Here is a 24,627-nt window from a genome sequence, read left to right as displayed (position 1 = left end):
TTCCTTAATCCCTTAATGGTTCAAAAAAAATACAATCAGAAATCTTTAAATCTTTAAATTTTTCAATTTTTAAATAAATTAAAACAATGTCAAAACAATTTTCAGATTTAGGAATTTCAGCACCGATATTAAAAGCGTTAACCGAATTAAACATAGTTACACCAACTGAAATACAGCAGAAAACAATTCCGCTTATTTTAGCAAATAACAGTGATGTAGTAGGTTTAGCTAAAACAGGAACAGGAAAAACTGCTGCTTTTGGATTGCCTTTATTGCAGTTAATCAATCCTGAACTTCCTACGGTTCAAGCTGTAATTTTAGTTCCAACAAGAGAATTAGGACATCAGATATTTAAAAATTTAGAAGATTTTTCAAAACACCTGCCACAAGTTTCTATCGCAGCAACTTGCGGAGGAATTCCAATAAAACCACAAATTGAGCGCCTTACGCAACCTACACATATAGTAGTTGCAACACCAGGACGTTTAATCGATTTAATTCAGCGTAAAGCGGTTAACTTAAAAGAGACACAATACCTTATTTTAGACGAAGCCGACGAAATGGTTTCTATCCTAAAAGAAAGTCTTGACGAAATCGTAGCCGAATTACCAAAAAAACATACAACGTTATTATTCTCGGCAACATTACCAGGAACAATCAAGCAATTAATCCAGAATTACCTATCTAAAAATGTAATTCAGGTAAGTGCCGATATGGAAACGGTAGGAAACCAAGGAATTGATCATGAATATATTGTAGTTGACCCTATCGAGAAACTAGAAGTTTTAATGCATTTCTTAAACTCCAGAGATGGAGAACGCGGAATCATCTTTTGTAAAACAAAAGCAGCCGTAAATAAATTAGCCAAAAACTTAGCCATTAACCGTTTTTCTTCAGGAGCTTTACACGGAAGTTTATCGCAAGGAATCCGTGATAGAATCATGGAGCAATTCCGCGAAGGACATATTAATATATTAGTAGCTACAGATTTGGCAGCTAGAGGAATAGATGTTAAAGAAATTTCTTATGTTGTAAATTACCATTTACCAGATGCTTACGAAGCTTATGTGCACCGTAGTGGTAGAACCGCTAGGGCAGGGGCAAAAGGACTTTCGCTTACAGTTTTACAACCAGAAGAAGTAAAAGAAATAGCAGATTTTGAAAAAGAACTAGGAATTAAATTTACCGAGTTTAAGAAACCATCTGTAGCAAGTTTGGAAGAAAACAATACCTTATTGTGGGCAAAACAAATCTTTAAAACAAAGCCAAATCACGACGTTTCTACAGATTTAAAAACCAAAGTAAAAACAGTTTTTCATCATTTAACCAAAGACGAATTGATAGAAAAGTTACTTGCTAATTATTTGTTGCAAAACAAAACTGAGATAGTCGAAAAACCTGTTAAAAAATTCAAAAAGTAACAAAACTGACAATTGTCATTGCACATTAATGTTGTACTTTTATAAGGTAATTTTTTTAAAAACAATCTTACTTATAAAATAACAATATATGAAAATAGTTATTATAGGTGGCGGTTTTGCAGGAATCAATCTTGCAAAAGAGCTAGTCAATCACAATCAAATCCAAGTCACACTTGTAGACAAAAACAATTATAATTTTTTTCCGCCGCTTATTTATCAGGTAGCTACAGCTTTTTTAGAACCATCAAGTATTAGCTACCCATTTAGAAAATTTTTTGCAGGCAAAAAAAACCTTAACTTTAGATTAGGAGAATTACAAGAAGTAGTTCCTGCTGAAAATAAAGTAATTCTTAATAACGGAGAATTAGCATACGATTATTTAGTATTTGCAACTGGTGCCGAAACCAGTTATTTCGGATTGGAAAACGTAATGAAAAACGCCATTCCGATGAAAACACTAAATGATGCCATCGTAATGCGTAATACATTGCTTAAAAATCTTGAGAAAGCAGCTATTACCAAAGATATTCGCAAACGCCGTAAATTATTAACGATAGTTGTTGCCGGAGGAGGACCAACAGGAGTAGAAGTTTCGGGAATGTTTGCCGAAATGCGTAAAAACATCTTATTAAAAGAATATCCAGAGCTAGATACCACAGCAAGTAATGTTTACTTAGTTGATGGTGGAGATGCACTGTTGGCGCCAATGAGCAAAGCATCGCAACAAGATACCCTTAAAGCACTTACAGAATTAGGAGTTGTGGTAAAACTAAACAATCGAGTTACCGATTATGTAGATGATATTGTATATTTTTCTAACGGAGAAACCATTCATACCAAAAACCTAATTTGGGCAGCCGGAGTTTCAGCCAAAGCTTTCGATGGTATTCCTGTGGAAAGTTACGGACGCGGTAAACGTATGGCAACCGATGCGTATAATAAAGTAAAAGGAGTTGAGAATATTTATGCTATCGGTGACACATCAATCATGGATACTGATCCTGCATTTCCAAACGGACATCCACAAGTAGCACAAGTAGCAATACAGCAAGGAATAAACTTAGCCAAAAACTTCAAAGCAATTGCTCAAAACAAACCATTAAAACCTTTTATATATGTAGATAAAGGTTCGATGGCAATTATAGGTAAAAATAAAGCAGTTGTAGATTTGCCAAAACCAAAATGGCATTTTAATGGATTCTTAGCTTGGGCAATTTGGTTATTTATACACTTAGTTTCACTTATAACATATCGTAATCGTCTTAGTACATTCTATAACTGGATGATTGCTTATTTTGCAAAAGACCAATCATTGCGTATGATTATCAGACCAGATAAAAAAGCAATAAACTAGAAGGGATTTTTCGGACACAGATTTACTTGGTCTAGAAGAACGCGGACTAAACGGATTCGCTATCGCAAAAACACGGATTAAACAGATTTTTTATCTTTTAATCCGTGTTTTTATTTTCGTAAATCCGTATTTCGCATTCCTTTAACAAAGAGTTAAGACTGAGTAAATAATCTAAGTTTTATTTTTTCATTAAAAGCTCCAGCCGAGCGTAATGTTTATAGTCAATTTGTACGTCTTTCTAGTTAAAGCTCCAGCGGAGCGACATTAATCATTTATCCTTTGATTACTAAAATATCACCCCGATGGGGTTTCTTTTCGGGGAAATAAATTTCTATAAATATAACGTCCCGCTGGGACTTATTTTACTCATGGCTAAAAAAAAGAGTCAGATAGAATTAAAAGGATTATCTATCTATTGTTTTTAAAAATCCGTTTTTAATCTGTGTTTTCGCGATAGCGAATCCGTTTAATCCGCGTTCCTCTGTACAAACTATATTTATTTCATTAATGAATCATTGCTGTTTCTTCATCATTAGAAGCAGCAATTTTTTCTTTTATAAAACGTTTCCCAATATTTAAAATTATAAATGCAGTAATTGTAGTTGTAGTCATAATCGCAACCATCGGAATAATAGAGTTTACAACAAATATACCAACTGCAAATGATGCAATTGCACCCAAACCAAGCTGAATTGCTCCCATTAATGCCGATGCACTTCCTGCATTTCTGGCAAAAGGAGCCATTGTAAGACCAGCTGTATTAGGATTAGAAATTCCTAGACAAGCCAGATAAATAAACAACATACCGATTGTTTCGTACAAACCAAGAAGATTGTTCATTGCCAAAATCAAGAATACAATGCTTATTAAAGATTGAGTAATTAATGCTCCAAATATCATTTGTTCGCTAGAAAACTTTCTTAACAATAAAGAATTAAGTTGGCTCGCACCAATGAAACTCAACGACATAAAGGCAAAAATCCAACCATACATTTTAGCGTCAACCTTAAAAATATCCATAAAAACGATAGGAGAGGACGCTACATAAGTAAATAATCCAGAAAAAGATACCGCACCGGTAAAAGCATAAGTAAAAAACTGAGGCTCTTTTACAACTTTAAGGAAGTTTGCAATAATTGGTTTTGGTTTTAATGAAATAGATGTATCTGGTTTATGAGTATTTGGCAAACCAATTTGCGAAGCCAATAAAATAACAATTCCCATACACATTAATATAAAGAATACTGTATGCCAACCAGAATACGATGTTACGTAACCACCAATAGTTGGCGCAAGCATTGGAGAAAGTCCCACAACAAGCATTAACATAGAAAATACTTTAGGAATATCTTTTACAGGAAAAAGATCTCGAACCATTGCTACAGAAGCAACAGTTGCAGCACAACTACCAACGGCTTGCAAAAAACGTAAACCAATAAAAGTGTCAATATCTGTAACGAAAATACATCCCAAAGAAGCCAAAATATAAACCAACAATCCGATAAATAAAGGCTTTTTTCGTCCAAATCTATCCAATAAAGGACCATAAAGTAATTGTCCAGCCGAAATTCCTATAAAATAACTAGATAAACTCATGGAAACTTTTGCAACTGTGGTGTTTAAGTCTTTTGCAATATCAGAGAAACCAGGTAAATACATATCAATAGAAAATGGTCCCAGAGCAGTTAAAGAACCTAAAATAAGTATAAGTTGAATGTATTTTTTTGTAGTCATTGTATTTTAAAAATATATTTTTTATTTGACTGCAAAGATAAATATTTCGTACCTTGTTGATTCATTAAAGAAATTTTTAGTGAAAAAACTATTTTTTTAACATAGTTAGCTTTGTAAAGGGCTATAATTATTAATTTAAAATTATCAATTATGAAAAGATGTGCCTTATTATTACTATTAGTTACTACAGTTTCTTTTTCTCAAAAAGTGGTTTCCAAAATTGAGCCTGTAAGCGTTGAACAGTATGAATTTCTTCAAAAAGTCAACAAATTTTATCCGGATATTCCGCTTACAAAACAAATTACAAATTTTTACTCAGATGATAAAATTATAGATTCTAAGCAAGAATTTGATTTAAAAGGAACGCCATTTACAGATTATAGCTTAGGCATAGGTCCTTATAATAAAAAAATTATATTTGATTACACAACAAAAGCTGACGGAAGAGTTCATGGTGACATTTCGATATTTAAAGGAGACGTTTATAAAACAGCTTATTATGATGATAACGGTCGATTTGAAGTTTTCTTAAACGGGAAATCTGTTTACTCAAAGAAATATTAAATTCATTTGTATTGAGCATAAGCAAACCATCTTAGCAATAAGATGGTTTTTTATTTGCGCCTATTCTACTAGTATATAAATGAACTATAATTTATATTATGTAAAATAGAATGTTTTTAAACCCGAAAACGATCATATCAATCCCTATGTTTGGTATTGAATACTTTTATTGCTTATTTTAGCTAATCAATATACAGCAAAATAAATAGATTCAAAATTATTTATGCTTTCATTGTAAGGGTTTATTTTATTATTTTTACAAACGATACTTTCTAAAAATTTATCAATCTTATGAATACAATTGCTGAGCATATTGCAGATTTCTTGAAAGAATATCCGCCATTCGATAATTTAACTTTTCAAGAATTATCTGAGATTGCAACTAATATTCGTGTTATTAATTTAGAAAAACACGCAGTATTATTTCAAGTTAACGATGCCTTACACGATAGTTTTTATGTAGTTGCTTCTGGCGTTATTAATTTATCGGTAATTGCAGATGCCGAAGAAACTTTACTAAATAAATGCCATGATGGTGATATATTTGGGCTACGTCCATTTTTTGCCAAGAATAACTATATGATGACTGCAAAAGCCAGAGAAGAAAGTATTGTGTATGCAATACCAATCGCTGTCTTTAGGCCATTTGTTGCAAACAATCCAGATGTTTTAAATTTCTTGTTAGAGAGTTTTGCGACAAACACACGTCACACAAAAGACAATTCTGACGCTAAAGGAAATCATATTTCTGATAATATATTCTATTCAGATCAACAGTCTGAAATACAATACATTCAATCATTAACGTATAATAATTCGCCATTAACAGCTGTTGCAAGCGATATTGTAAAAGATGCAGCTTTGCGTATGACAGATGCTATGGTAGATAATATTGTTGTTTGTGAGAATCACAAGCCAATTGGGATTGTAACCGATGCCGATTTATCTTCTAAAATTGCTACAGGTAGATTCTCAATTGAAGAAACTGTAGATAAAATCATGTCCTCGCCTGTTGTAACTGTAATAGAAAATGTTTCATTAGCAGAAGCTCAATTATTGATGCTAAAACATAATGTAAGCCATTTGTGTGTTACAAAAGACGGAACAAGTAAATCTGCTGTAAAAGGAGTTATCTCCGAGCATGATTTAATTGTTGCTCAAGCGAGTAATCCTGGTGTATTGATAAAAGAAATCAAACGTTCGCAATTACCAAAGGATTTAAAACAAATCAGAGATCGTTTGTCTGATTTAATTCAGAATTACATACAAAAGAATATTCCGCTTTCACATATAAGTAATATTGCAAACGAAATCAATCTAGCATTGATTAAACGCTCAGTTGAGCTTTCTATTTTAGAAATGGGCTCACCTCCTGCTCGATTTGCGTGGTTGAGTATTGGAAGTCAAGGAAGAAAAGAACAGCTTTTGTTAACTGATCAGGATAGCATCCTAATCTTTGAAGATGTAACTGCAGATAAGTATCGTGATGTAAAAGATTACTTTTTACGTCTCGCCAAAAGAACTACAGGAACGTTAGAAAAAATTGGATACGACTATTGCCCTAACGGACATATGGCAAGTAATATGCTTTGGTGTAAGTCATTGACAGACTGGACAAAACAATACAACAGCTGGATGAATACTCCAGGTGAAAATAGTAACGATTTAAGTAGTATTTTCTTTGATTATGAGATTGTTTTTGGTGAACCAAAAATTGAAGAAGCAATAGAAAATGTGATATTCAAGAACGCAATCAATAATACATTATTCTTTGATTTCTTAGGAAATGATGCTTTGAGAAAAAACTCTCCTTTAAGTTTCTTTAAGAAATTTATAGTTGAAGAAGATGGACCGCATAAATTTATGTTTGATATTAAAACTCGTGCATTAATGCCATTAATTGATGGAGCACGTTTATTGATATTAAGTTCAAATATAAAAGGAATCAAGAATACTTATTTAAGATTTAAGCAATTAGCAATTACAGATTCTAAGAACGCAGATATTTATCTTAGCTGTGCTGAAGCTTTTTTAACGTTATCAAAGTTTAGAACAATCGAAGGTTTTAAAAATGATGACTCTGGTCAATATATAAATCTAAGAGAATTATCTAAAAGCGATAAAGAAAAATTAAAAAATGCATTAGCTCCAATGAAAGAACTTGAAGAGCTTATTAAGAGTAAATTTCAACTGACCCAATTTTCATAATATGTTAGACTGGCTGAAAAATATCAACAAAGAATATCCTGATTTCTGGAAAGAATACCTTGCTAAATTTGAAACTAAATCAGAGCGTTTTGTTGTTTTATCTACCGAAACATCTGGCTTAAACCCATCAAAAGATGTAATCTTATCTATTGGTTCATTTGCAGTAGTAAATAATAGTATTGTTATTCAGGATAGCTTTGAAGCAGTTTTGTTGCAGTATAAATTCTTTCATGATAACGGACTCACAAATGAGTTTATTATAGAAAGTAAAATGGAAAAATTAGCTGAACCTGATGCGCTTAGAGGATTAATAGAATATATTGGAAACGGTATTTTAGTTGGGCATCATATTAATTTTGATGTCGAAATGATTAATGCTGCCTTAGAAAAATTAGATTGCGGAAGACTTAAGAATGAAGCTTTAGATGTTGATGTGATGTATCGTAAACTACACGATATCAACGACAGACAGTTTTCTCTGGATGAATTATGCGAAATTTATAAAATCCCAAAAAGCGAAAGAAATTCATCTTCTGAAGATGCTTATAAAATTGCTTTATTATTCTTAAAACTTAAATCAAGATTAGGGATAAAATAATATTTATAAAGCTTTAAATACTAAAACGAATTCCATAAATTTTCACGAAACCCATTAGTGTGAATTTGTGGAATTTTTTGTTTTTTTTTGCCATTAAGGGATTAAACTTCACTTAGACTTGACTTAATTTTTCTTAACCTCTTAATGGTTCAAAACTTTATTTTATAATGCATTTCTTTTTTTTTTACTTAATCCTCACAGACTTAATAAAACGTCCGTGATGACTTACCGAAACTGGTATTATAGATTTTGTAACAGAATCAATTATGTACGGAATCCCAAGATCTTTATGGATTTTAGTTTCAGTATCTAAAACAGAGATTCTATTTAAATTATTCTTTCTAGAAACTGCTATAGTATCAATATAATCTTCTGTAATTGTTGTTTTTGTATAATACAATGTATTATTTATGGTTACGGTGCCAGAATTTGCACTTTCGTAAAAGCAAACTAGTTTGGTTGGAAAATAGCCGCTTATTTTCGCTTCGCGATTGTATATTTTATAAGCAGCTTCTTTTCGGCTCCATAAATTCCAAACCATAATTTCGGGTTTTTCGGAATTCAGAATAAGAAATTGCTCTTCTGGAGTGAAGATTTTATCCAAAAATCCTTTTCGTTTCCAGTTACTTTCTTGCCGAGCAGTTTCTAAATCAACAATGTCATTACCAATCATTTTTCATCGAGTTTGGATTGGATAATATTTAAAGCAGCTTTAGCATTAACCATTTTCTCCATCGATTCATTATCGATTATAATATCAAACACTTCTTCGACATCTAATACAATATCGACCAAATTGGCAGAGTTAATATTTAAATCGGTTATGAAATTTGTTTCTTCAGTAAAGTTTTCAAAAGCTTCATCATTTTTAGTATAAGGCTTCACAATCTTCTTTAATTCGGTAAGTAATTGGTCGTTGTTCATATTTAATTATTAGTTTTAAATTGAAAGTTGGTTATATTTTTTCAAAATCACACAGCCATTAACATCTCCAAAACCAAAACTTGCCTTAGCAATAATATTTAGATCTGAATTAATTAATTGAGTTGGGATTCTTGACTTATCAATAATAGATATGATTTCAGAATTTAGATCCTCGCAATTAGTATTTGGAGAAATAAAACCTTGATGTAGTTGCAAAACCGCTGCTACAAGTTCGATACTTCCTGCCGCTGACAAACAATGCCCGATAATTGATTTTAATGCATTTACATACGGAAAATCTTTTCCCCTTCGGTTTAATGCAATACTCCAATTCTCAATTTCTAAAGCATCTTTAGAAGTTGCCGTTAAATGTCCGTTGATTAAATCAATTTCCGAAGTCGAAATTTTAGCGTTTTCTAATGCGCTACTAATGCATTTTTGTACAGCAACTGAGTTTGGCGCAGTCATACTCCCGCTACCACGTTGTCCGCCAGAATTTACATTTCCGCCCAGAACTTCTGCATAAATTCGGGCTCCCCTACTTAAAGCAGTTTCCAGATCTTCTAGTACCAAAACTCCCGCCCCACTTCCAGGAACAAAACCCGAAGCACTTGCACTCATTGGTCTTGAGCCACTTTCGGGAGAATCATTGTGTTTAAACGTACATACCTTCATAGCATCAAATCCTCCCCAAATATAAGGTCCAGAATCGCTAGTACTTCCGGCCAGAATACGTTTTGCATGACCTAGCTTTATACGTTCATACGCCATTAAAACACTTTCTGTACCTGTTGTGCATGCCGATGAATTGGTTGTAACTTGATTTCCAAGTCCTAGTTTCCCTCCTAAATAAGCACTTACACCACTATTCATTGTTTGCGCTACAACAGTGCTTCCTAATCGTCTGGTTTGGAAATCATCAATTTTATAGATGCTTTCTCTAAATTTTTCTATTCCTGATGTTCCCGAACCAAATATTGTTCCGCTATCCCAATCGGGTTCTTCATTTTCTTCAATTGATAATCCTGCATCTTTCCAAGCGTCTAATCCAGCAATTACACCATATAAGATCCCTGAGGCATTAAAATTTCGTAATTCAAGTTCGGTAAAATACTCCGCAATTAATTCAGGAGATAATTCCGGTTTTCCTGAAATCTGACAAGAAAATTGTAATCGTTCTAATTCTGAATCATGTTTAATTCCTGATAAACCTTTTTTTAATGCATTTGTAAAGGCATCAAGTCCTACCCCATTTGGGGCAACAACTCCAAGACCTGTAATGACAACTCTATTTTGCATTTTACTTACTTTTAAGTTTGTAATTTCTATAACTATTGCTAAACTTTTTTGCCACAGATTAAAATGATTACACGGATTCTTCCTCAATCTTGTCTTCCTGACGAAGGAAGGATCTCCACGCGCTGAATCAGTTTTGCCACAAATAGCACAAATTCCCTCTAATTAATTTTCATTAGCCAGAGATTAAAATCATTACACAGATTTAAAAATCCGTTGTTTTCAGTGTTTTCGCTTTAGCGAATCCGTATAATCCGCGTTCTATCTTTGAGGCGAAACACTAAACAATCATTCCTGCAATCGTCCCGGAACAAACTTCTGTTCCTTGTTCATTTTTCATGCTTACTTTGCATTTTAATTTTCCAAATCTGAAATATATTTTTTCTGAAATAACAGTAACTTTTTCTTTTGGATAAACAGGTTTTAAAAAATCAATATCAACTGATGTTAAAGCAATTGAGGTAGTTCCTGTAAACTCTTTGTTTAATAAAAATATCCCTAAACACACAAGCCCAATTTGCGCCATAACTTCCGTTAAGATTACACCTGGCGTAACTGGATTTGAGATAAAATGTCCTTTATAAAAATCTAAATTTTCATCAAAATAATAATTCCCCTCTACTCCATTTTCGGATATAGAAATAAGTTCATCTACAAACAAAAAGGGTTTGGTATAGGGCAACTTAGCTATTATATCCTGATTTGTCATTTCTGCTTTAATTTAAAATTGCAACAAAACGCGTTGTGCTGAGAACCCAGGACCAAAGCTTAACATTAAACCTTTAGTTCCTTTTTTAGGTTGATTATCTATAACTTGTTCTAAAACGTACAAAACAGTTGCGCTAGACATATTTCCGTACAATCGCAACACTTCTTTTGTATCGTCAATGTTTTTACCTAGATCCGAGAATAATTCCTCTACGGTTTGTATGATTTTTTTCCCTCCCGGATGAAATATCAAATGGTCGATATTTTCTATTTTTAAATTGTTCTTGGCTAAAAAAGGATGAATAATATTTGGAAAATGAGAAGCTATAGTTTCTGGAACTTCAATATCTAGCACCATTTGCAATCCTGTGTTTACAAGTTTAAAACCCATCATGTGTATGTTATCATAAAAATGATACATTTCTTCATCCAGAATCTCCGGTCCGTTATCGTCTTTATGGGATGATAGCAAAGTACAAGCCGCTCCGTCTCCAAAAATTGCTGCTGAGACAATATTTGCCATCGAAAAATCATCTAACTGAAATGTTGCCGTAGGACTTTCCACCGCAATTACCGCAGCTCGTTTTCCTGGATTGGCTTTTAAAAAGTTTTTAGCATAAATAATTCCTGAAATTCCTGCCGCACAGCCCATTTCGGTAACTGGAAGACGCACGATATCTTGGCGTAGTTTGAGCTTGTTTATTAGATAGGCATCTAAGGACGGAATCATTATTCCGGTGCAACTTACAGTAATGATATAATCAAGACTTTCTGGTTTCCAATTTGCTTTATGTAGCGCTTTGTTTAATACTTTCTCTCCTAAATCGATAACTTCACGAACATAGATATCGTTTCGGTCTTCAAAGGAAGTATTGGTAAAAACTTCGATTGGATCCATAATAGAATATCGTTTATCTACAGCTGCTCCTTCAAAAATTTTCTTGACTTTTCGAATAAAACGATCATCCTGACCAATAAGCCATGAATCTAAAAAAGGAATAATTTCTTCTGTTGTCCTGGAATATTTTGGTAATTGCTTAACAACTGTGGTTATTTTTACACTCATATTTTTGAAATTATCCATTGGTATCGGAAAGCCCATTTCCACTGAATGGTATATTTTTTTAAGTTTAATTGTTTTGAAAAATCAACCAATTCACTTTTTTTAAATCCTCTTAAAATAGATATTAAACCATCTTTCTTAGGCATTCCGTTTAATCGGGTAATAAAGCATAATGCTTGAAATAAACGATATGAAATTATACTTCTTTGCAAATCATTAATAACAACGCCATACTTTGCATTAACATTAAAAATAGCTGCCAGATTAATAATTTCATCCGTTTTAAAATGATGTAAGGTTAATGTACATAAGGCAATATCATATTTTAATTGATTAAAAGCTTCACTAAATACATCTTCACAGCGGTAGCTGATATTGGGGTAATGTTTGGATAATTTTCGAGCATAGCTTATTGTAAATGCATTAGCATCAATACCTCTTAACTGAAAATCCCAATCGTGTTTTAATGCATAATCGGCTAATTTTCTTAACATATCACCATTTCCGCATCCTATATCTATAATAGTTATAGTTTGATTTTTATCAATGCCTTTTAATAATTTTTCGACTCCTTGTAAAGTTAATTGGTTCCCTCCTAGCAGTTGGTTTATTCTGGCGATTTTATCCAAAGCATTTTGCAAAATTTCACCTTCTAAATTGAAATCATCCATAATTTCAGGATCATCGGTTCTGTATTTGGTTTTTATTGCCATTAATAATTTAGAGTTATAGGTTTGCCATGTGTTCTTTTTATGATTTGAGGTAACAAAAAAGGAAATTGAATTAATAACCACATAACAAATGTAGATTTGGTTTTATTTTGCAAAAGAGAAGCTAGAAAGCGTCCAGTTTTCAATCTCTTCTTAAAATTGTAATTCCATGATTTGGTATATTTTTCTTCAAGTTCTTTTCTTGATTTAATTGTATTAGTAAAAAAATCTGTAATTAATTCAGATGCTATTTTGCCGCTATGAATTGCCATTGCCATCCCGTTTCCGCATAATGGCTGAATCAGTCCTGCGCTATCACCAACCATTAATATGTGATTTTCTATTGCCGTTTTCTCTTCAAATGAAATCTGACTTATCGTTAATGGTTTTTCAAACAATGGGGTGCTATTTGTAAAAATCTGCTTTAAATGTGCGTTTTTATAGATAATATTAGTTTGGAAGTCATCGATATTTTTGAATTTTTTAAAAGTTTCAAAATTCACTAAATAACACATGTTTATGATGTCATTTTCAACTTTTGAAACACCACAATAACCTCCTTCAAAATTGTACAAACCTACAAGATCACTAGGAAAATCTCCTTTATAATGCCCTTTTACAGCGAGCCAAGGTGCTTTTTTCAGAATAAAATTGCGTTGTAGTTTTTGATCAAAATTAGAACGTTTGCCAAAAGCGCCTATTGCAATTTTAGCAATAAACATTTTAGCATCTGAAGTTAAAACTGTGAATACATCATTTTTAAAATCAATATCTTCGACAGTATCATGAATTATTTCGCATCCATTTTCGATTGCTTTTTGGTATAAATGATAATCTAATGTATACCGACTAATCCCGAATCCTCCTAATGGTAAAGTACAATGAATTAATTTGCCGTTGGGTGCAGAGAATTCTAGCTCTGTAATTGTTGTAGGGTTTAAATCTTGAATTTTCAAATCAAGCCAATCCAAATAGGGCTTGATTTCATTAGAAACGTATTCGCCACAAACTTTATGTTTTGGGAATTCGTTTTTTTCAATTAAAATCACTTGTAGTTTCATTTTAGATAAATGAATCCCGCAAGTAAGTCCTGCTAGTCCGCCACCAATAATCACTACATCAGCATTTTTTTTCATATGTAGATACTATTCGTTTTTAACAGTTATGAGTTCGTTAATCTATTTTTTATAAGGTGTTTTAGATTTTAACGAATTAATGCTATTGCTAATTTAACTAATTTATTGATAATAACCCATTTTAAAACAAAAAAAGCTGCCTCGATTTAAGACAGCTTAGAAATTTATTTTTTGAAAAAGATATTAGATTTTTTCTTTCATAATCTCTTCTACAATTTCTGGATTCAATAAAGTCGAGATATCTCCAAAGTTTGAGTAATCTCCTTCGGCAATCTTACGTAAAATTCTACGCATGATTTTTCCTGAACGTGTTTTTGGTAAACCAGATACAAACTGAATTTTATCTAACTTAGCAATTGGCCCAATGTGATCTGAAATGTATTGGTTGATTTCTTTACTTAAATTGGCTCTGTCTCTGTATTCTCCTGTTTCTTTTAGGATTACGAAACCGTATAAAGCATTTCCTTTTATATCATGTGGGAATCCAACAATTGCAGATTCAGCTACTGCAGGATGCTCATTAATAGCATCTTCTATTGGAGCCGTTCCTAGGTTGTGTCCTGAAACAATTACAACATCATCTACTCTACCTGTGATTCTGTAATATCCTACTTCGTCTCTTAATGCACCATCTCCTGTAAAGTATTTACCCGGGAATGCTGAGAAATAAGTGTCTTTATAACGTTGGTGATCTCCCCAGATAGTTCTGGCGATTCCTGGCCATGGAAATTTAATACACAAACTTCCTACTACTTGGTTTCCTTCTATTTCATTGCGTTTTTCATCCATTAAAACGGGTTGAATTCCAGGAAGTGGTAATGTTGCATATGTAGGTTTTGTAGGCGTTACAAAAGCAATTGGTGAAATCATGATTCCTCCAGTTTCTGTTTGCCACCAAGTATCTACAACTGGACATCTTTTATCTCCTACGTGGTCATTGTACCAGTGCCAAGCTTCTTCGTTGATAGGCTCTCCTACCGATCCAATTACTTTAAGTGATTTTAAAGGGTATTTTTGAACATAATCTAAGCTTTCTTTTGCCAATGAACGAATTGCTGTTGGCGCAGTGTAAAACTGAGTTACTTTATGTTTCTCTATAATTTCCCAAAAACGGCTGAAATCTGGGTATGATGGAACTCCTTCAAAGATTACAGTTGTTCCTCCATTTAATAATGGACCGTATAATATGTATGAGTGACCTGTGATCCAACCAATATCGGCTGTACACCAGAAAATATCATTTTCTTCGTGAGCAAAAACATTTTTGAATGTATAAGCTGTGTAAACCATATATCCGGCTGTGGTATGAACCATTCCTTTTGGTTTTCCTGTAGAACCAGATGTATATAAGATAAATAACGGATCTTCTGCATCCATAATTTCCGCAACATTATAGTCTAATGCAGCATCTAGAAGCGGTTGCAACCATTGGTCACGCCCTTCTTTCATTTTTACTTCAGTTTTTGTTCTTTTTGCAACCAATACTTTGGTTACGCATGGACAAGTTTCTAACGCTTCATCAACAATTGCTTTTAAATCAATCGTTTTGTTACCTCTATAACCTCCATCAGAAGTGATAACCATTTTACATTCGCTATCATTTATCCTAGCAGTTACTGCCGATGCCGAAAATCCTGCAAATACAACTGAATGTATTGCTCCAATTCTGGCACATGCCAAAACTGAAACTGCCAATTCTGGAATCATTGGTAAATAAATACAAACTCTGTCTCCTTTTTTTATTCCTTGTTCACGAAGAACATTTGCCATTTTCGAAACTCTCTCGTACAACTCATTATAAGTAATATGTAATGAACTTTCTGATGGATCGTTTGGTTCGAATATTATTGCTGTTTTTTCTCCTCTTTTACTTAAATGTCTGTCAATACAGTTTTTAGTAATATTTACTTTTGCTTCAGAAAACCATTTTACTTCTGCATCTGCCATATTAAAATCAACAACTTTTTCCCATTGTTGATACCATGTGAAATTTTCCTCTGCTATTTTTCCCCAAAATTTTCTTGGTTCACGAACAGATTTATTGTAGTGTTTAAAATATTGTTCTAAATTTTCAATTTTGTAATAACTCATGTTTCCAATTTTTTTATAAAAGTATTAAATCTCTTTCTATTCTTAAAACTATTTAATTTATTAATTATGACAAAAAATTGCATTATGTATTTAAAATTTAGCAATTTATTTGCATTCATTTAAAAATTTGCGATTATAGGTAAATTTACTTTGCATGAAAAAAGGCATGATAAACAATATCATGCCTTTAGTCTTAACAAGATCAACAACAATTAATTTTAATGCCAGAAAATTGCGATTTAGATAAATTCGAATCAATTGTTTTCACTAATTTATTAATGTGTAAATAAGGCATTAATTTCATTTTTCTGCATCTTACAATATCTTCTCGATTTTGAAAATAGCAGCAACATTATTAATTAATAGAATACTAAAAGACAGGGGTTAAAATGTCTTTTATTAGGTATTACTCCACTTAACTATCGCCTCGTTTGTAGTTAAGTGAAAGTAATATGCATCTATATCCATATTATCTTAATAAGTGCTTACTAATTCAAAATATTATATAAAAACAGAGATACAGCGCAAACTCCAACACTTGTTGAAGTCCTAATTTAATTATCCAATTTTTTTCATTGCAGTCATCGATTCTCTCAACCACGCTCCTACTTCTTCGATAGGGTGTAGACGAATAGTTTTATTAACTGCGATAAGTACTGCATTGTCAACTCCATTTGAAGATGAGAATGGTTTTCCGATTACATTTGTATCAACTGTTTTCATGAAATCAGTTAATAACGGTTTGCAAGCGTGATCAAATAAATAACAACCATACTCGGCAGTATCCGATATAATTCTATTCATTTCGTATAATTTCTTTCTTGCAACAGTATTTGCAATTAGAGGTAATTCGTGTAATGATTCGTAATAAGCAGATTCTTCGATAATACCCGCTTCTGTCATAGTTTCAAAAGCTAATTCTACACCAGCTTTTACCATTGCAATCATTAATACTCCATTATCAAAGTATTCTTGCTCAGAAATTGCAGCTTCAGTTGGAGCCGTTTTTTCAAAGTTAGTTTCTCCTGTTGCAGCTCTCCAAGTCAATAAATTAACATCGTCATTAGCCCAGTCAATCATCATATTTCTAGAGAATTCTCCAGACATGATATCGTCTTGGTGTTTTTGGAATAACGGACGCATAATATCTTTTAATTCATCTGCAATTTCGTAAGCTTCAATTTTTGCAGGATTAGAAAGACGATCCATCATATTAGTGATTCCACCATGTTTCAAGGCTTCTGTAATAGTTTCCCATCCGTATTGGATTAATTTTGAAGCATAACCTGGCTCGATTCCTTTTTCGACCATTTTGTCAAAACATAAGATAGATCCAGTTTGCAACATTCCGCAAAGGATAGTTTGCTCTCCCATTAAATCCGATTTTACTTCGGCAACAAATGAAGATTTTAAAACTCCTGCTTTGTGTCCACCAGTTGCTACAGCATAAGCTTTAGCTTGATCTAAACCTAAATTATTTGGGTCGTTTTCTGGGTGAACAGCAATTAATGTTGGTACACCAAATCCTCTTTTGTATTCTTCACGAACCTCAGAACCTGGACATTTAGGAGCACACATAATTACAGTAATGTCTTTACGAATTTGCATTCCTTCTTCAACAATATTAAAACCGTGAGAATATGCTAGTGTAGAGCCATTTTTCATTAATGGCATAATCGCTGTAACTACAGCTGTATGTTGTTTGTCTGGAGTAAGATTACATACTAAATCTGCTGTTGGGATTAATTCTTCATAAGTACCTACTTTAAAACCATTTTCGGCAGCATTTTTATAAGAAGCTCTTTTTTCTGCAATTGCATCTGGACGTAAAGCGTAAGAAATATCAAGTCCTGAATCTCTCATGTTTAAACCTTGGTTTAATCCTTGAGCTCCACAACCTACGATAACTACTTTTTTTCCTTTTAAAGCAGCAATCCCATCAGCGAATTCTGATTGTTCCATAAATTCGCAAACGCCTAATTGTTCTAATTGTAATCTTAGTGGTAATGTGTTGAAATAATTTGCCATTTTTTTTAAAAAATATTTAATGAATGTGTAATTTAATAATTGTATAAGTTAGTTGGTATTACAGACTAAAACTGACTACAGTTTTAGTTCTTCTAGTAATGTTGATACTTCCATTTTTTCTTTAGAAACCGAAATTCTTCCTGAACGTACAAACTGCATGATTCCGTATGGTTTCAGTTTCGCATGTACTTCTTCAATCTCTGAACGTCTTCCTGATTTTGAAATCACAAAAAAGTCACGAGAAACAGTTACGATGGTAGATTGACTTTCTTTGATAATGTTCTGAATTTGTTTTTCATCAAATAACAAACTTGAATGTATCTTAAATAATGCATTTTCTAAATAAATAGTCTCTTCGTCTGTGTGATAAAAAGCTTTTATTACCTCGATTTGTTTTTCGATTTGTCCAACAATATTCTTAACCCATTTTTCTGTTGTTTCTACAACGATAATAAATCTTGAAACATTGTCTATTTCTGATTCTGAAACGTTTAGACTTAATATATTAATGTGTCGCTTTAAGAATATTCCTGATATTCTATTTAATAAACCCACATTGTTTTCTGAGTATACCGAAATGGTAAATGTTCTATTTTCCATAGTTATTTGTTTAAAGTTTTCTTGTTTAAAGTTCCAAGTTGCTCAACTTTAAACCTTAAACCTTAAACTTTTTTATTTAGCTTAATCTGATATCAGAAACACATGCTCCTGTTGGAATCATTGGGAATACATTATTTTCTTTTTCAACCATAACTTCTAAGAAATAAGCATCTTCTGAAGCCATCATTTCGGCAACAGCTGCATCTAAATCTTCTCGTTTTGTTACTTTTTTTGCTTTGATATAATACCCTTCAGCAATAGCAACAAAATTTGGATTAATCATTTCTGTAGAAGCGTATCTGTTGTCAAAAAATAATTCTTGCCATTGACGTACCATTCCTAAGAATTCATTGTTAAGTACTACGATTTTTACTGGTACTCTTGTTTGGAAAATAGTTCCTAATTCCTGAATGGTCATCTGGAATCCTCCATCTCCAATAATTGCTACAACTTCGCGATCTGGTCTTCCCATTTTAGCTCCAATTGCAGCTGGTAAAGCAAATCCCATTGTACCTAAACCTCCAGAAGTAACATTACTTTTGGTTGTATTAAATTTAGCATAGCGACAAGCAAACATTTGGTGCTGACCAACATCTGAAACAATTATCGCATCACCTTTGGAGTGCTTGTTAATCATTTCCATGGCTTCACCCATTGAAATACCTTTATTATTTGTAGGGTTTAATTCTTCTTTTATAACCGAATCAAACTCTATTTGATACTTTTCTTTAAATATATTATGCCAAGCTTCGTGTTTGTTATTTTCAATTAACGGAAGTAATGCATCTAATGCTTCTCTTACATCTCCTAAAACAGCAACTTCTGTCTTAACGTTTTTATCAATTTCAGCTGGATCGATATCAAAATGAATCACTTTGGCTTGTTTAGCATAAGTTGCTAAATTTCCTGTAACACGATCATCAAAACGCATTCCTAACGCAATTAGAACATCACATTCGTTAGTAAGTAAGTTTGGTCCGTAATTTCCGTGCATCCCTAACATTCCTACGTTTAACGGATGGTCTGTTGGTAAAGCCGAAAGTCCTAATATTGTCCAACCAGCTGGAATTCCAGATTTCTCAATCAAAGCTTTTAATTGCTCTTCGGCTTGACCGAGAATAATTCCTTGTCCGAAAACGATAAATGGTTTTTTAGCTTTATTGATTAATTCGGCTGCTTCTGCAACTTTATCCAATTTTAATTTAGGAACTGGAGTATAACTTCTTATTCCTGTACATTTTTTATAGCTAAATTCAAATTCATCAAATTGTGCATTTTTAGTTATATCGATTAAAACTGGGCCTGGACGACCTGATCTTGCGATATAAAATGCTCTTGCGATAATCTCAGGAATTTCTGAAGCTTCGGTAACTTGGTAATTCCATTTTGTTACTGGAGTCGAAATTCCGATGATATCAGTTTCCTGAAAAGCATCAGAACCAAGTAAATGTTTCCCAACTTGTCCTGTAATACAAACCATTGGAGTCGAATCGATTTGTGCATCGGCAATTCCTGTAACCAAGTTTGTTGCTCCGGGACCAGATGTAGCAATTGCAACACCTACTTTTCCCGTTGCTCTTGCATATCCCTGAGCTGCATGCGTTGCACCTTGCTCGTGGCGTACAAGAACGTGGTGTAATTGATCTTTAAATTTGTATAACTCGTCGTAAACAGGCATTATAGCTCCACCCGGATATCCATAAACCAAGTCTACTCCTTCTTCTAACAAACATCTTATCACGGCTTCAGCGCCTGATATTTTTATCTTTTCCATATCGGTATCTTTTTCTTCACTCCTACCTTCAAATAAAGTAGAGATTAGATCTATATTTTCTTCTTTCAATAATTCCTTCATTTTTTTGAATTTTGAAATTAAACTTTTGAAATTGTAATTGAATACTATTTATCAGTAACGCAACCTGTAGAGGCGCTGGAAACTGATCTTGCGTATTTAAGCAAAACTCCCTTTGAGGCTTTTAAAGCTGGTTGAATCCAATTAGCTTTTCTTTCATCAAATTCTGCGTCAGATATTTTCAGGTTAATGGTATTTTTAATCGCATCGATAGTTATTAAATCACCATCTTGTACTAAGGCTATACCACCACCATCATAAGCTTCTGGTGTTATGTGTCCTACCACAAATCCATGTGAACCTCCAGAGAATCTACCGTCTGTAATAAGAGCAACGCTGCTTCCTAAACCAGCTCCTATAATAGCCGATGTTGGTTTTAGCATTTCGGGCATCCCCGGACCACCTTTTGGCCCACAATACCTGATGACGACTACATCTCCTGGTTTTACTTTTCCGGCCTGAATACCTGGAATTACATCAAATTCGCTTTCAAAAACGACTGCTGTTCCTTCAAAATATTCTCCTTCTTTTCCGCTTATTTTGGCAACCGCTCCTTCTGTAGCCAGGTTTCCGTATAATATCTGGATATTTCCAGTTGGTTTTAATGCTTTTTGGATTTCAAAAATCACTTCTTGTCCATCATTTAAATCTGAAACTGAAGCTAAATTTTCGGCTACTGTTTTTCCTGTTACTGTTAAACAATCTCCGTGAATAAATCCTTCTTTTAATAGATATTTCATTACTGCTGGAACTCCTCCTACATCATGTAAATCTTCCATCATGTATTTACCACTTGGTTTTAAATCAGCAAGTACTGGTGTTTTATCACTGATTCTTTGGAAATCTGCTAATGTAATTTCTACATCTACAGAATGTGCCATTGCAATTAAGTGCATAACTGCATTTGTAGAACCTCCTAAAACTGCTACTAGTGTAATTGCATTTTCAAAAGCCTTACGAGTCATAATATCTCTTGGCTTAATATCTTTTTCTAATAATACTCTGATTGCTTTTCCTGCTTCAATGCATTCTTGTCTTTTTTCTGGGCTCAAAGCTGGATATGATGAGCTAAATGGCAAACTCATACCTAATGCTTCGATTGCCGATGACATAGTGTTTGCAGTGTACATTCCGCCACAAGCACCTGCTCCTGGGCATGCATTTTGAATTACTCCTTTAAAATCTTCATCAGAAATAGTATTTTGGAATTTTTTTCCTAAAGCTTCAAAAGCAGAAACAATATTTAAAGATTCTCCTTTCCATTTTCCTGAATGAATTGATCCTCCATAAACCATAAGTGCAGGACGATTTACTCTTCCCATTGCAATTAGAGCTCCTGGCATATTTTTATCACAACCTGGAATAGCAATTAAACTATCGTACCATTGTGCTCCCATAACTGTCTCGATAGAGTCAGCAATAACATCACGAGAAACTAATGAAAAACGCATTCCGTCAGTACCGTTTGAGATTCCATCACTTACACCAACTGTGTTGAAAATTAATCCAACTAAATCTGCATTTGAAACTCCTTTTTTTACATCTTTTGCTAAATCGTTCAGGTGCATATTACAAGTGTTACCTTCATATCCCATGCTTACAATTCCAACTTGTGCTTTTTTCAAATCTTCTTCAGTTAGACCAATTCCGTACAACATTGCTTGTGCTGCTGGTTGTGTTTGGTCTTGAGTAATGACTTTGCTGTACTTATTTAATTCCATTATGTGTTATTTGTATTTTAATTTTTATTCAAAAAAAAACCTTCCAGTATTTGGAAGGTTTATAATATTATTTTTCAATTATATTTATACCATTCCCCTATGTATATGTGATTACCACATTGACAATAATGACAGAAGATATAATAATTGAAATTCTCATGTTTTCTTTTTAGATGTGTCAAAAGTATAAAAACTAATACTACTAAAAAAATAAAATCTCAACATTTCAACTTCTTCTTGTGATTAATTTCACGATTTTAACATTTTACCTTAAACAATCGTAGACTGTCCGATATATACGTTATCATTATTGAAATAAAGCAAGTCATCTTTGCTTAAAATAAAATTAGAAACGAACTCTCCTACTTCGTTAGTTCCAAATTTTGAATCAGATTTTAAATCTGTTGTCACTACTTGATATTCTATTGCTTTTTCTACAGCTTCATATACTTTATTTGCTTCGGTAAAAAGACCAAAATGCTCTAATAACATGGCGGCCGATAATATTGATGCAATAGGATTTGCAATGTTTTTTCCTTTTGCTTGCGGATAAGAACCGTGTATTGGTTCAAAAAGCGCATTTTTTTCTCCTAATGAAGCCGAAGCTAATAATCCGATAGAACCTGTAATTACACTAGCTTCATCTGATAGGATATCTCCAAATAAGTTTTCTGTTAGGATAACATCAAACTGTCTTGGGTTAAGGATAATTTGCATTGCTGCATTATCTACAAATAGAAAATCTAAGGCAACATCTGGGTAATTCTCACTTACCGTTTTTACAACTTTTCTCCACAATCTAGACGTTTCAAGTACATTAGCCTTATCGACCATTGTTACTTTTTTGCGACGATTTTGTGCTGCTTTAAAAGCTAAATGTGCAATTCTTGTGATTTCTTCTTCTGAATATTCACATAAATCAGAAGCATGTGTTCCTGCTTCATTTAATGTTTTCTCACCAAAATATGCTCCTCCGGTAAGTTCTCTGAAAATTGTAAAATCAGCACCTTCAATAATTTGTCTTTTTAAAGGTGATGCATCTAATAATGCTTTGTATGGCTTTATCGGACGTATGTTTGCAAATAAACCAAGTTCTTTACGCAGTTTTAATAATCCTTGCTCCGGACGAACTTTTGCACTTGGATTATTATCATATTTAGGATCTCCGATTGCGCCAAATAAAACAGCATCGGTATTTAAGCAAAGATTCAGTGTTTGTTCAGGAAGTGGATTCCCTGTTTTATCGATCGCAATTGCTCCCATAAGTGCATCTTCAAAAACAAATTCATGATTATACACCTCGCCTATAGCATGTAATGCTTTCTTGGCTTGTAAAATTACCTCTGGTCCGATTCCGTCCCCCGATAAAACTGCTATTTTCAAATTCATAATGCCTCGTTCTTTATGTATTTAAATCTTATTTTATTTTTTTAAATTAACTTCTGATTAATTCACTTTCTATTTTACAAGCTTCAATAATTTGATGAATATCTTCATCTATAACTTCTTTTTTAATATCTGCAAATCTTAAAAACTCAACATATACAATATCTAATTGTACTTTGGTAAGTTCGTAACCTACTTTCTTAGCTCGGTAAGCCAATGCTGCTCTTCCGCTTCTTGCTGTAAGAATAATCGAAGATTCATTTACTCCAACATCTAATGGATCCATGATTTCGTAAGTTGCTCTGTTCTTAATCACACCATCCTGATGTATTCCTGAACTGTGTGCAAAAGCATTTGCTCCTACAATAGCTTTGTTTGGCTGAACTATCATTCCCATACTTTCAGAAACCAAACGACTCATTTCGTTTAACTGTCGTGTATTGATATTGGTATCTAAGTTTAGGTAAGGATGTTGTTTAAAAATCATTACTACTTCTTCAAGGGCTGTATTTCCAGCTCTTTCGCCAATACCATTAATAGTACATTCTATTTGTCTTGCTCCGTTTATAGCTCCTGCAATTGAGTTAGCAGTTGCCATTCCTAAATCATTATGACAATGGCAAGAAAGAATTACATTCTCGATGCCTTTTACGTTTTCTTTTAAATATTTAATTTTTGCACCATATTCGTCAGGTAAACAATATCCTGTTGTATCTGGAATATTAAGCACTGTTGCGCCCGATTTTATTACTTCTTCGCAGACTTTTGCAAGGAACGCATTATCAGTTCTACCAGCATCTTCTGCATAAAATTCTACATCTTCTACGTATGATTTGGCGTGCGATACTGCAAATTTTGCTCTTGCTATAATGTCTTCTCTGGTTGTATTGAGTTTGTGGAGGATGTGAGATTCAGAGGTTCCGATTCCTGTATGGATTCTAGGTTTTTTTGCATGTTTTAATGCCGCTGCTGCAACATCAATATCATTTTTTACAGCTCTTGTAAGACCACAGACGGTGGCGTTCTCTACAATTTTGCAAATCTCAGAGACTGATAAAAAATCCCCTGGACTAGACACAGGAAAACCTGCCTCAATGATATCAACTCCCATTTCGTCCAGGCGTTTTGCTATCACTAACTTTTGTTTTGTATCTAACTTACATCCCGGGACTTGTTCGCCATCTCTTAAGGTGGTATCAAAAATTTGAACTTTCTCTCTATTCATTTTAATAT

The 24,627-nt window shown here is 33.2% G+C and carries 20 protein-coding genes; 5 read left to right on the top strand and 15 right to left on the bottom strand.

Translation table 11 applies throughout. The annotated features are described in order from the left end of the window. The first annotated feature begins 86 nt into the window (after positions 1 to 86). Together OA93_RS05015 and OA93_RS05010 are read left to right on the top strand one after the other, a co-directional pair. Complete coding sequence (locus tag OA93_RS05015) at positions 87 to 1,421, top strand: DEAD/DEAH box helicase (RefSeq protein ID WP_039112042.1); 1,335 nt, start codon at positions 87 to 89, stop codon at positions 1,419 to 1,421. Between the two features lie 88 nt (positions 1,422 to 1,509). Continuing rightward, positions 1,510 to 2,775: an NAD(P)/FAD-dependent oxidoreductase gene (locus OA93_RS05010; RefSeq protein WP_039112041.1), complete on the top strand. Its 1,266-nt coding sequence runs from the start codon at positions 1,510 to 1,512 to the stop codon at positions 2,773 to 2,775. Positions 2,776 to 3,279: 504 nt separating this feature from the next. On the opposite strand, the gene OA93_RS05005 is transcribed toward OA93_RS05010, so the two are convergent. Continuing rightward, positions 3,280 to 4,509: a multidrug effflux MFS transporter gene (locus OA93_RS05005; protein ID WP_039112040.1), complete on the bottom strand. Its 1,230-nt coding sequence runs from the start codon at positions 4,507 to 4,509 to the stop codon at positions 3,280 to 3,282. A gap of 150 nt (positions 4,510 to 4,659) precedes the next feature. Here OA93_RS05005 and OA93_RS05000 point away from each other — a divergent pair, with 150 nt between their 5' ends. From OA93_RS05000 to OA93_RS04990, 3 genes are all read left to right on the top strand, one after another. Further along, positions 4,660 to 5,073 (top strand): hypothetical protein, encoded by a 414-nt coding sequence (locus OA93_RS05000; RefSeq protein ID WP_039112039.1) that lies wholly within the window; start codon positions 4,660 to 4,662, stop codon positions 5,071 to 5,073. A gap of 291 nt (positions 5,074 to 5,364) precedes the next feature. After that, positions 5,365 to 7,281: a DUF294 nucleotidyltransferase-like domain-containing protein gene (locus tag OA93_RS04995; RefSeq protein WP_039112038.1), complete on the top strand. Its 1,917-nt coding sequence runs from the start codon at positions 5,365 to 5,367 to the stop codon at positions 7,279 to 7,281. A 1-nt stretch (position 7,282) separates the two neighbouring features. Then, positions 7,283 to 7,879 carry a 3'-5' exonuclease gene (locus OA93_RS04990; RefSeq protein ID WP_039112037.1) on the top strand — a complete coding sequence of 199 codons (597 nt, stop codon included), beginning with the start codon at positions 7,283 to 7,285 and terminating at the stop codon, positions 7,877 to 7,879. Between the two features lie 184 nt (positions 7,880 to 8,063). Here the strand turns inward: OA93_RS04990 and OA93_RS04985 are convergent, their stop codons facing one another. The 14 genes from OA93_RS04985 to OA93_RS04920 form a co-directional block, all read right to left on the bottom strand. Beyond that, a complete protein-coding gene (locus tag OA93_RS04985; protein ID WP_039112036.1) occupies positions 8,064 to 8,552 on the bottom strand; it encodes a 4'-phosphopantetheinyl transferase superfamily protein in 489 nt (162 codons plus the stop codon). After that, positions 8,549 to 8,803, bottom strand: a complete 255-nt coding sequence (locus tag OA93_RS04980) for a hypothetical protein (RefSeq protein WP_039112035.1) — start codon at positions 8,801 to 8,803, stop codon at positions 8,549 to 8,551. The genes OA93_RS04985 and OA93_RS04980 overlap by 4 nt, the downstream gene beginning before the upstream one ends. A gap of 15 nt (positions 8,804 to 8,818) precedes the next feature. Then, positions 8,819 to 10,102, bottom strand: a complete 1,284-nt coding sequence (locus OA93_RS04975; RefSeq protein WP_039112034.1) for a beta-ketoacyl-[acyl-carrier-protein] synthase family protein — start codon at positions 10,100 to 10,102, stop codon at positions 8,819 to 8,821. A 277-nt stretch (positions 10,103 to 10,379) separates the two neighbouring features. Next, on the bottom strand, positions 10,380 to 10,808 hold the full coding sequence (locus tag OA93_RS04970; protein ID WP_039112033.1) for a beta-hydroxyacyl-ACP dehydratase: 429 nt from the start codon (positions 10,806 to 10,808) through the stop codon (positions 10,380 to 10,382). A gap of 12 nt (positions 10,809 to 10,820) precedes the next feature. Further along, positions 10,821 to 11,873 carry a type III polyketide synthase gene (locus OA93_RS04965; RefSeq protein ID WP_039112159.1) on the bottom strand — a complete coding sequence of 351 codons (1,053 nt, stop codon included), beginning with the start codon at positions 11,871 to 11,873 and terminating at the stop codon, positions 10,821 to 10,823. Beyond that, positions 11,870 to 12,583 (bottom strand): methyltransferase domain-containing protein, encoded by a 714-nt coding sequence (locus tag OA93_RS04960; RefSeq protein ID WP_039112158.1) that lies wholly within the window; start codon positions 12,581 to 12,583, stop codon positions 11,870 to 11,872. The genes OA93_RS04965 and OA93_RS04960 overlap by 4 nt, the downstream gene beginning before the upstream one ends. Continuing rightward, positions 12,583 to 13,716, bottom strand: coding sequence for an NAD(P)/FAD-dependent oxidoreductase (locus OA93_RS04955; protein ID WP_039112032.1), 1,134 nt, complete (start codon positions 13,714 to 13,716; stop codon positions 12,583 to 12,585). The genes OA93_RS04960 and OA93_RS04955 overlap by 1 nt, the downstream gene beginning before the upstream one ends. A gap of 183 nt (positions 13,717 to 13,899) precedes the next feature. After that, the gene (gene acs, locus OA93_RS04950) at positions 13,900 to 15,807 is read right to left on the bottom strand and encodes an acetate--CoA ligase (protein ID WP_039112031.1); all 1,908 of its coding nucleotides are present in this window, start codon (positions 15,805 to 15,807) and stop codon (positions 13,900 to 13,902) included. A gap of 558 nt (positions 15,808 to 16,365) precedes the next feature. Beyond that, entirely contained in the window at positions 16,366 to 17,835 is a 1,470-nt protein-coding gene (ilvC, locus tag OA93_RS04945; protein WP_039112030.1) for a ketol-acid reductoisomerase, read from the bottom strand. 75 nt (positions 17,836 to 17,910) lie between these two features. Next, on the bottom strand, positions 17,911 to 18,435 hold the full coding sequence (gene ilvN / locus OA93_RS04940) for an acetolactate synthase small subunit (protein ID WP_039112029.1): 525 nt from the start codon (positions 18,433 to 18,435) through the stop codon (positions 17,911 to 17,913). Positions 18,436 to 18,511: 76 nt separating this feature from the next. Continuing rightward, on the bottom strand, positions 18,512 to 20,209 hold the full coding sequence (gene ilvB, locus OA93_RS04935) for a biosynthetic-type acetolactate synthase large subunit (protein ID WP_039112157.1): 1,698 nt from the start codon (positions 20,207 to 20,209) through the stop codon (positions 18,512 to 18,514). Positions 20,210 to 20,334: 125 nt separating this feature from the next. Further along, positions 20,335 to 22,008 (bottom strand): dihydroxy-acid dehydratase, encoded by a 1,674-nt coding sequence (gene ilvD, locus OA93_RS04930; protein WP_039112028.1) that lies wholly within the window; start codon positions 22,006 to 22,008, stop codon positions 20,335 to 20,337. 270 nt (positions 22,009 to 22,278) lie between these two features. After that, on the bottom strand, positions 22,279 to 23,397 hold the full coding sequence (leuB, locus tag OA93_RS04925; protein WP_039112027.1) for a 3-isopropylmalate dehydrogenase: 1,119 nt from the start codon (positions 23,395 to 23,397) through the stop codon (positions 22,279 to 22,281). Positions 23,398 to 23,443: 46 nt separating this feature from the next. Further along, a complete protein-coding gene (locus tag OA93_RS04920) occupies positions 23,444 to 24,619 on the bottom strand; it encodes a 2-isopropylmalate synthase (protein WP_039112156.1) in 1,176 nt (391 codons plus the stop codon). Positions 24,620 to 24,627: the final 8 nt, after the last annotated feature.

This window comes from Flavobacterium sp. KMS (assembly GCF_000813005.1).
Lineage (GTDB): Bacteria > Bacteroidota > Bacteroidia > Flavobacteriales > Flavobacteriaceae > Flavobacterium.
Note: the sequence above shows the minus strand (reverse complement) of the source record. Positions and strands in the feature narration are given on the sequence as shown.

Coding starts and splice junctions, on each gene's coding strand:
- OA93_RS05015 (WP_039112042.1), top strand. CDS start 87: ATGTCAAAACAATTTTCAGATTTAGGAATTTCAGCACCGATATTAAAA.
- OA93_RS05010 (WP_039112041.1), top strand. CDS start 1,510: ATGAAAATAGTTATTATAGGTGGCGGTTTTGCAGGAATCAATCTTGCA.
- OA93_RS05005 (WP_039112040.1), bottom strand. CDS start 4,509: ATGACTACAAAAAAATACATTCAACTTATACTTATTTTAGGTTCTTTA.
- OA93_RS05000 (WP_039112039.1), top strand. CDS start 4,660: ATGAAAAGATGTGCCTTATTATTACTATTAGTTACTACAGTTTCTTTT.
- OA93_RS04995 (WP_039112038.1), top strand. CDS start 5,365: ATGAATACAATTGCTGAGCATATTGCAGATTTCTTGAAAGAATATCCG.
- OA93_RS04990 (WP_039112037.1), top strand. CDS start 7,283: ATGTTAGACTGGCTGAAAAATATCAACAAAGAATATCCTGATTTCTGG.
- OA93_RS04985 (WP_039112036.1), bottom strand. CDS start 8,552: ATGATTGGTAATGACATTGTTGATTTAGAAACTGCTCGGCAAGAAAGT.
- OA93_RS04980 (WP_039112035.1), bottom strand. CDS start 8,803: ATGAACAACGACCAATTACTTACCGAATTAAAGAAGATTGTGAAGCCT.
- OA93_RS04975 (WP_039112034.1), bottom strand. CDS start 10,102: ATGCAAAATAGAGTTGTCATTACAGGTCTTGGAGTTGTTGCCCCAAAT.
- OA93_RS04970 (WP_039112033.1), bottom strand. CDS start 10,808: ATGACAAATCAGGATATAATAGCTAAGTTGCCCTATACCAAACCCTTT.
- OA93_RS04965 (WP_039112159.1), bottom strand. CDS start 11,873: ATGAGTGTAAAAATAACCACAGTTGTTAAGCAATTACCAAAATATTCC.
- OA93_RS04960 (WP_039112158.1), bottom strand. CDS start 12,583: ATGGCAATAAAAACCAAATACAGAACCGATGATCCTGAAATTATGGAT.
- OA93_RS04955 (WP_039112032.1), bottom strand. CDS start 13,716: ATGAAAAAAAATGCTGATGTAGTGATTATTGGTGGCGGACTAGCAGGA.
- acs (WP_039112031.1), bottom strand. CDS start 15,807: ATGAGTTATTACAAAATTGAAAATTTAGAACAATATTTTAAACACTAC.
- ilvC (WP_039112030.1), bottom strand. CDS start 17,835: ATGGCAAATTATTTCAACACATTACCACTAAGATTACAATTAGAACAA.
- ilvN (WP_039112029.1), bottom strand. CDS start 18,435: ATGGAAAATAGAACATTTACCATTTCGGTATACTCAGAAAACAATGTG.
- ilvB (WP_039112157.1), bottom strand. CDS start 20,209: ATGGAAAAGATAAAAATATCAGGCGCTGAAGCCGTGATAAGATGTTTG.
- ilvD (WP_039112028.1), bottom strand. CDS start 22,008: ATGGAATTAAATAAGTACAGCAAAGTCATTACTCAAGACCAAACACAA.
- leuB (WP_039112027.1), bottom strand. CDS start 23,397: ATGAATTTGAAAATAGCAGTTTTATCGGGGGACGGAATCGGACCAGAG.
- OA93_RS04920 (WP_039112156.1), bottom strand. CDS start 24,619: ATGAATAGAGAGAAAGTTCAAATTTTTGATACCACCTTAAGAGATGGC.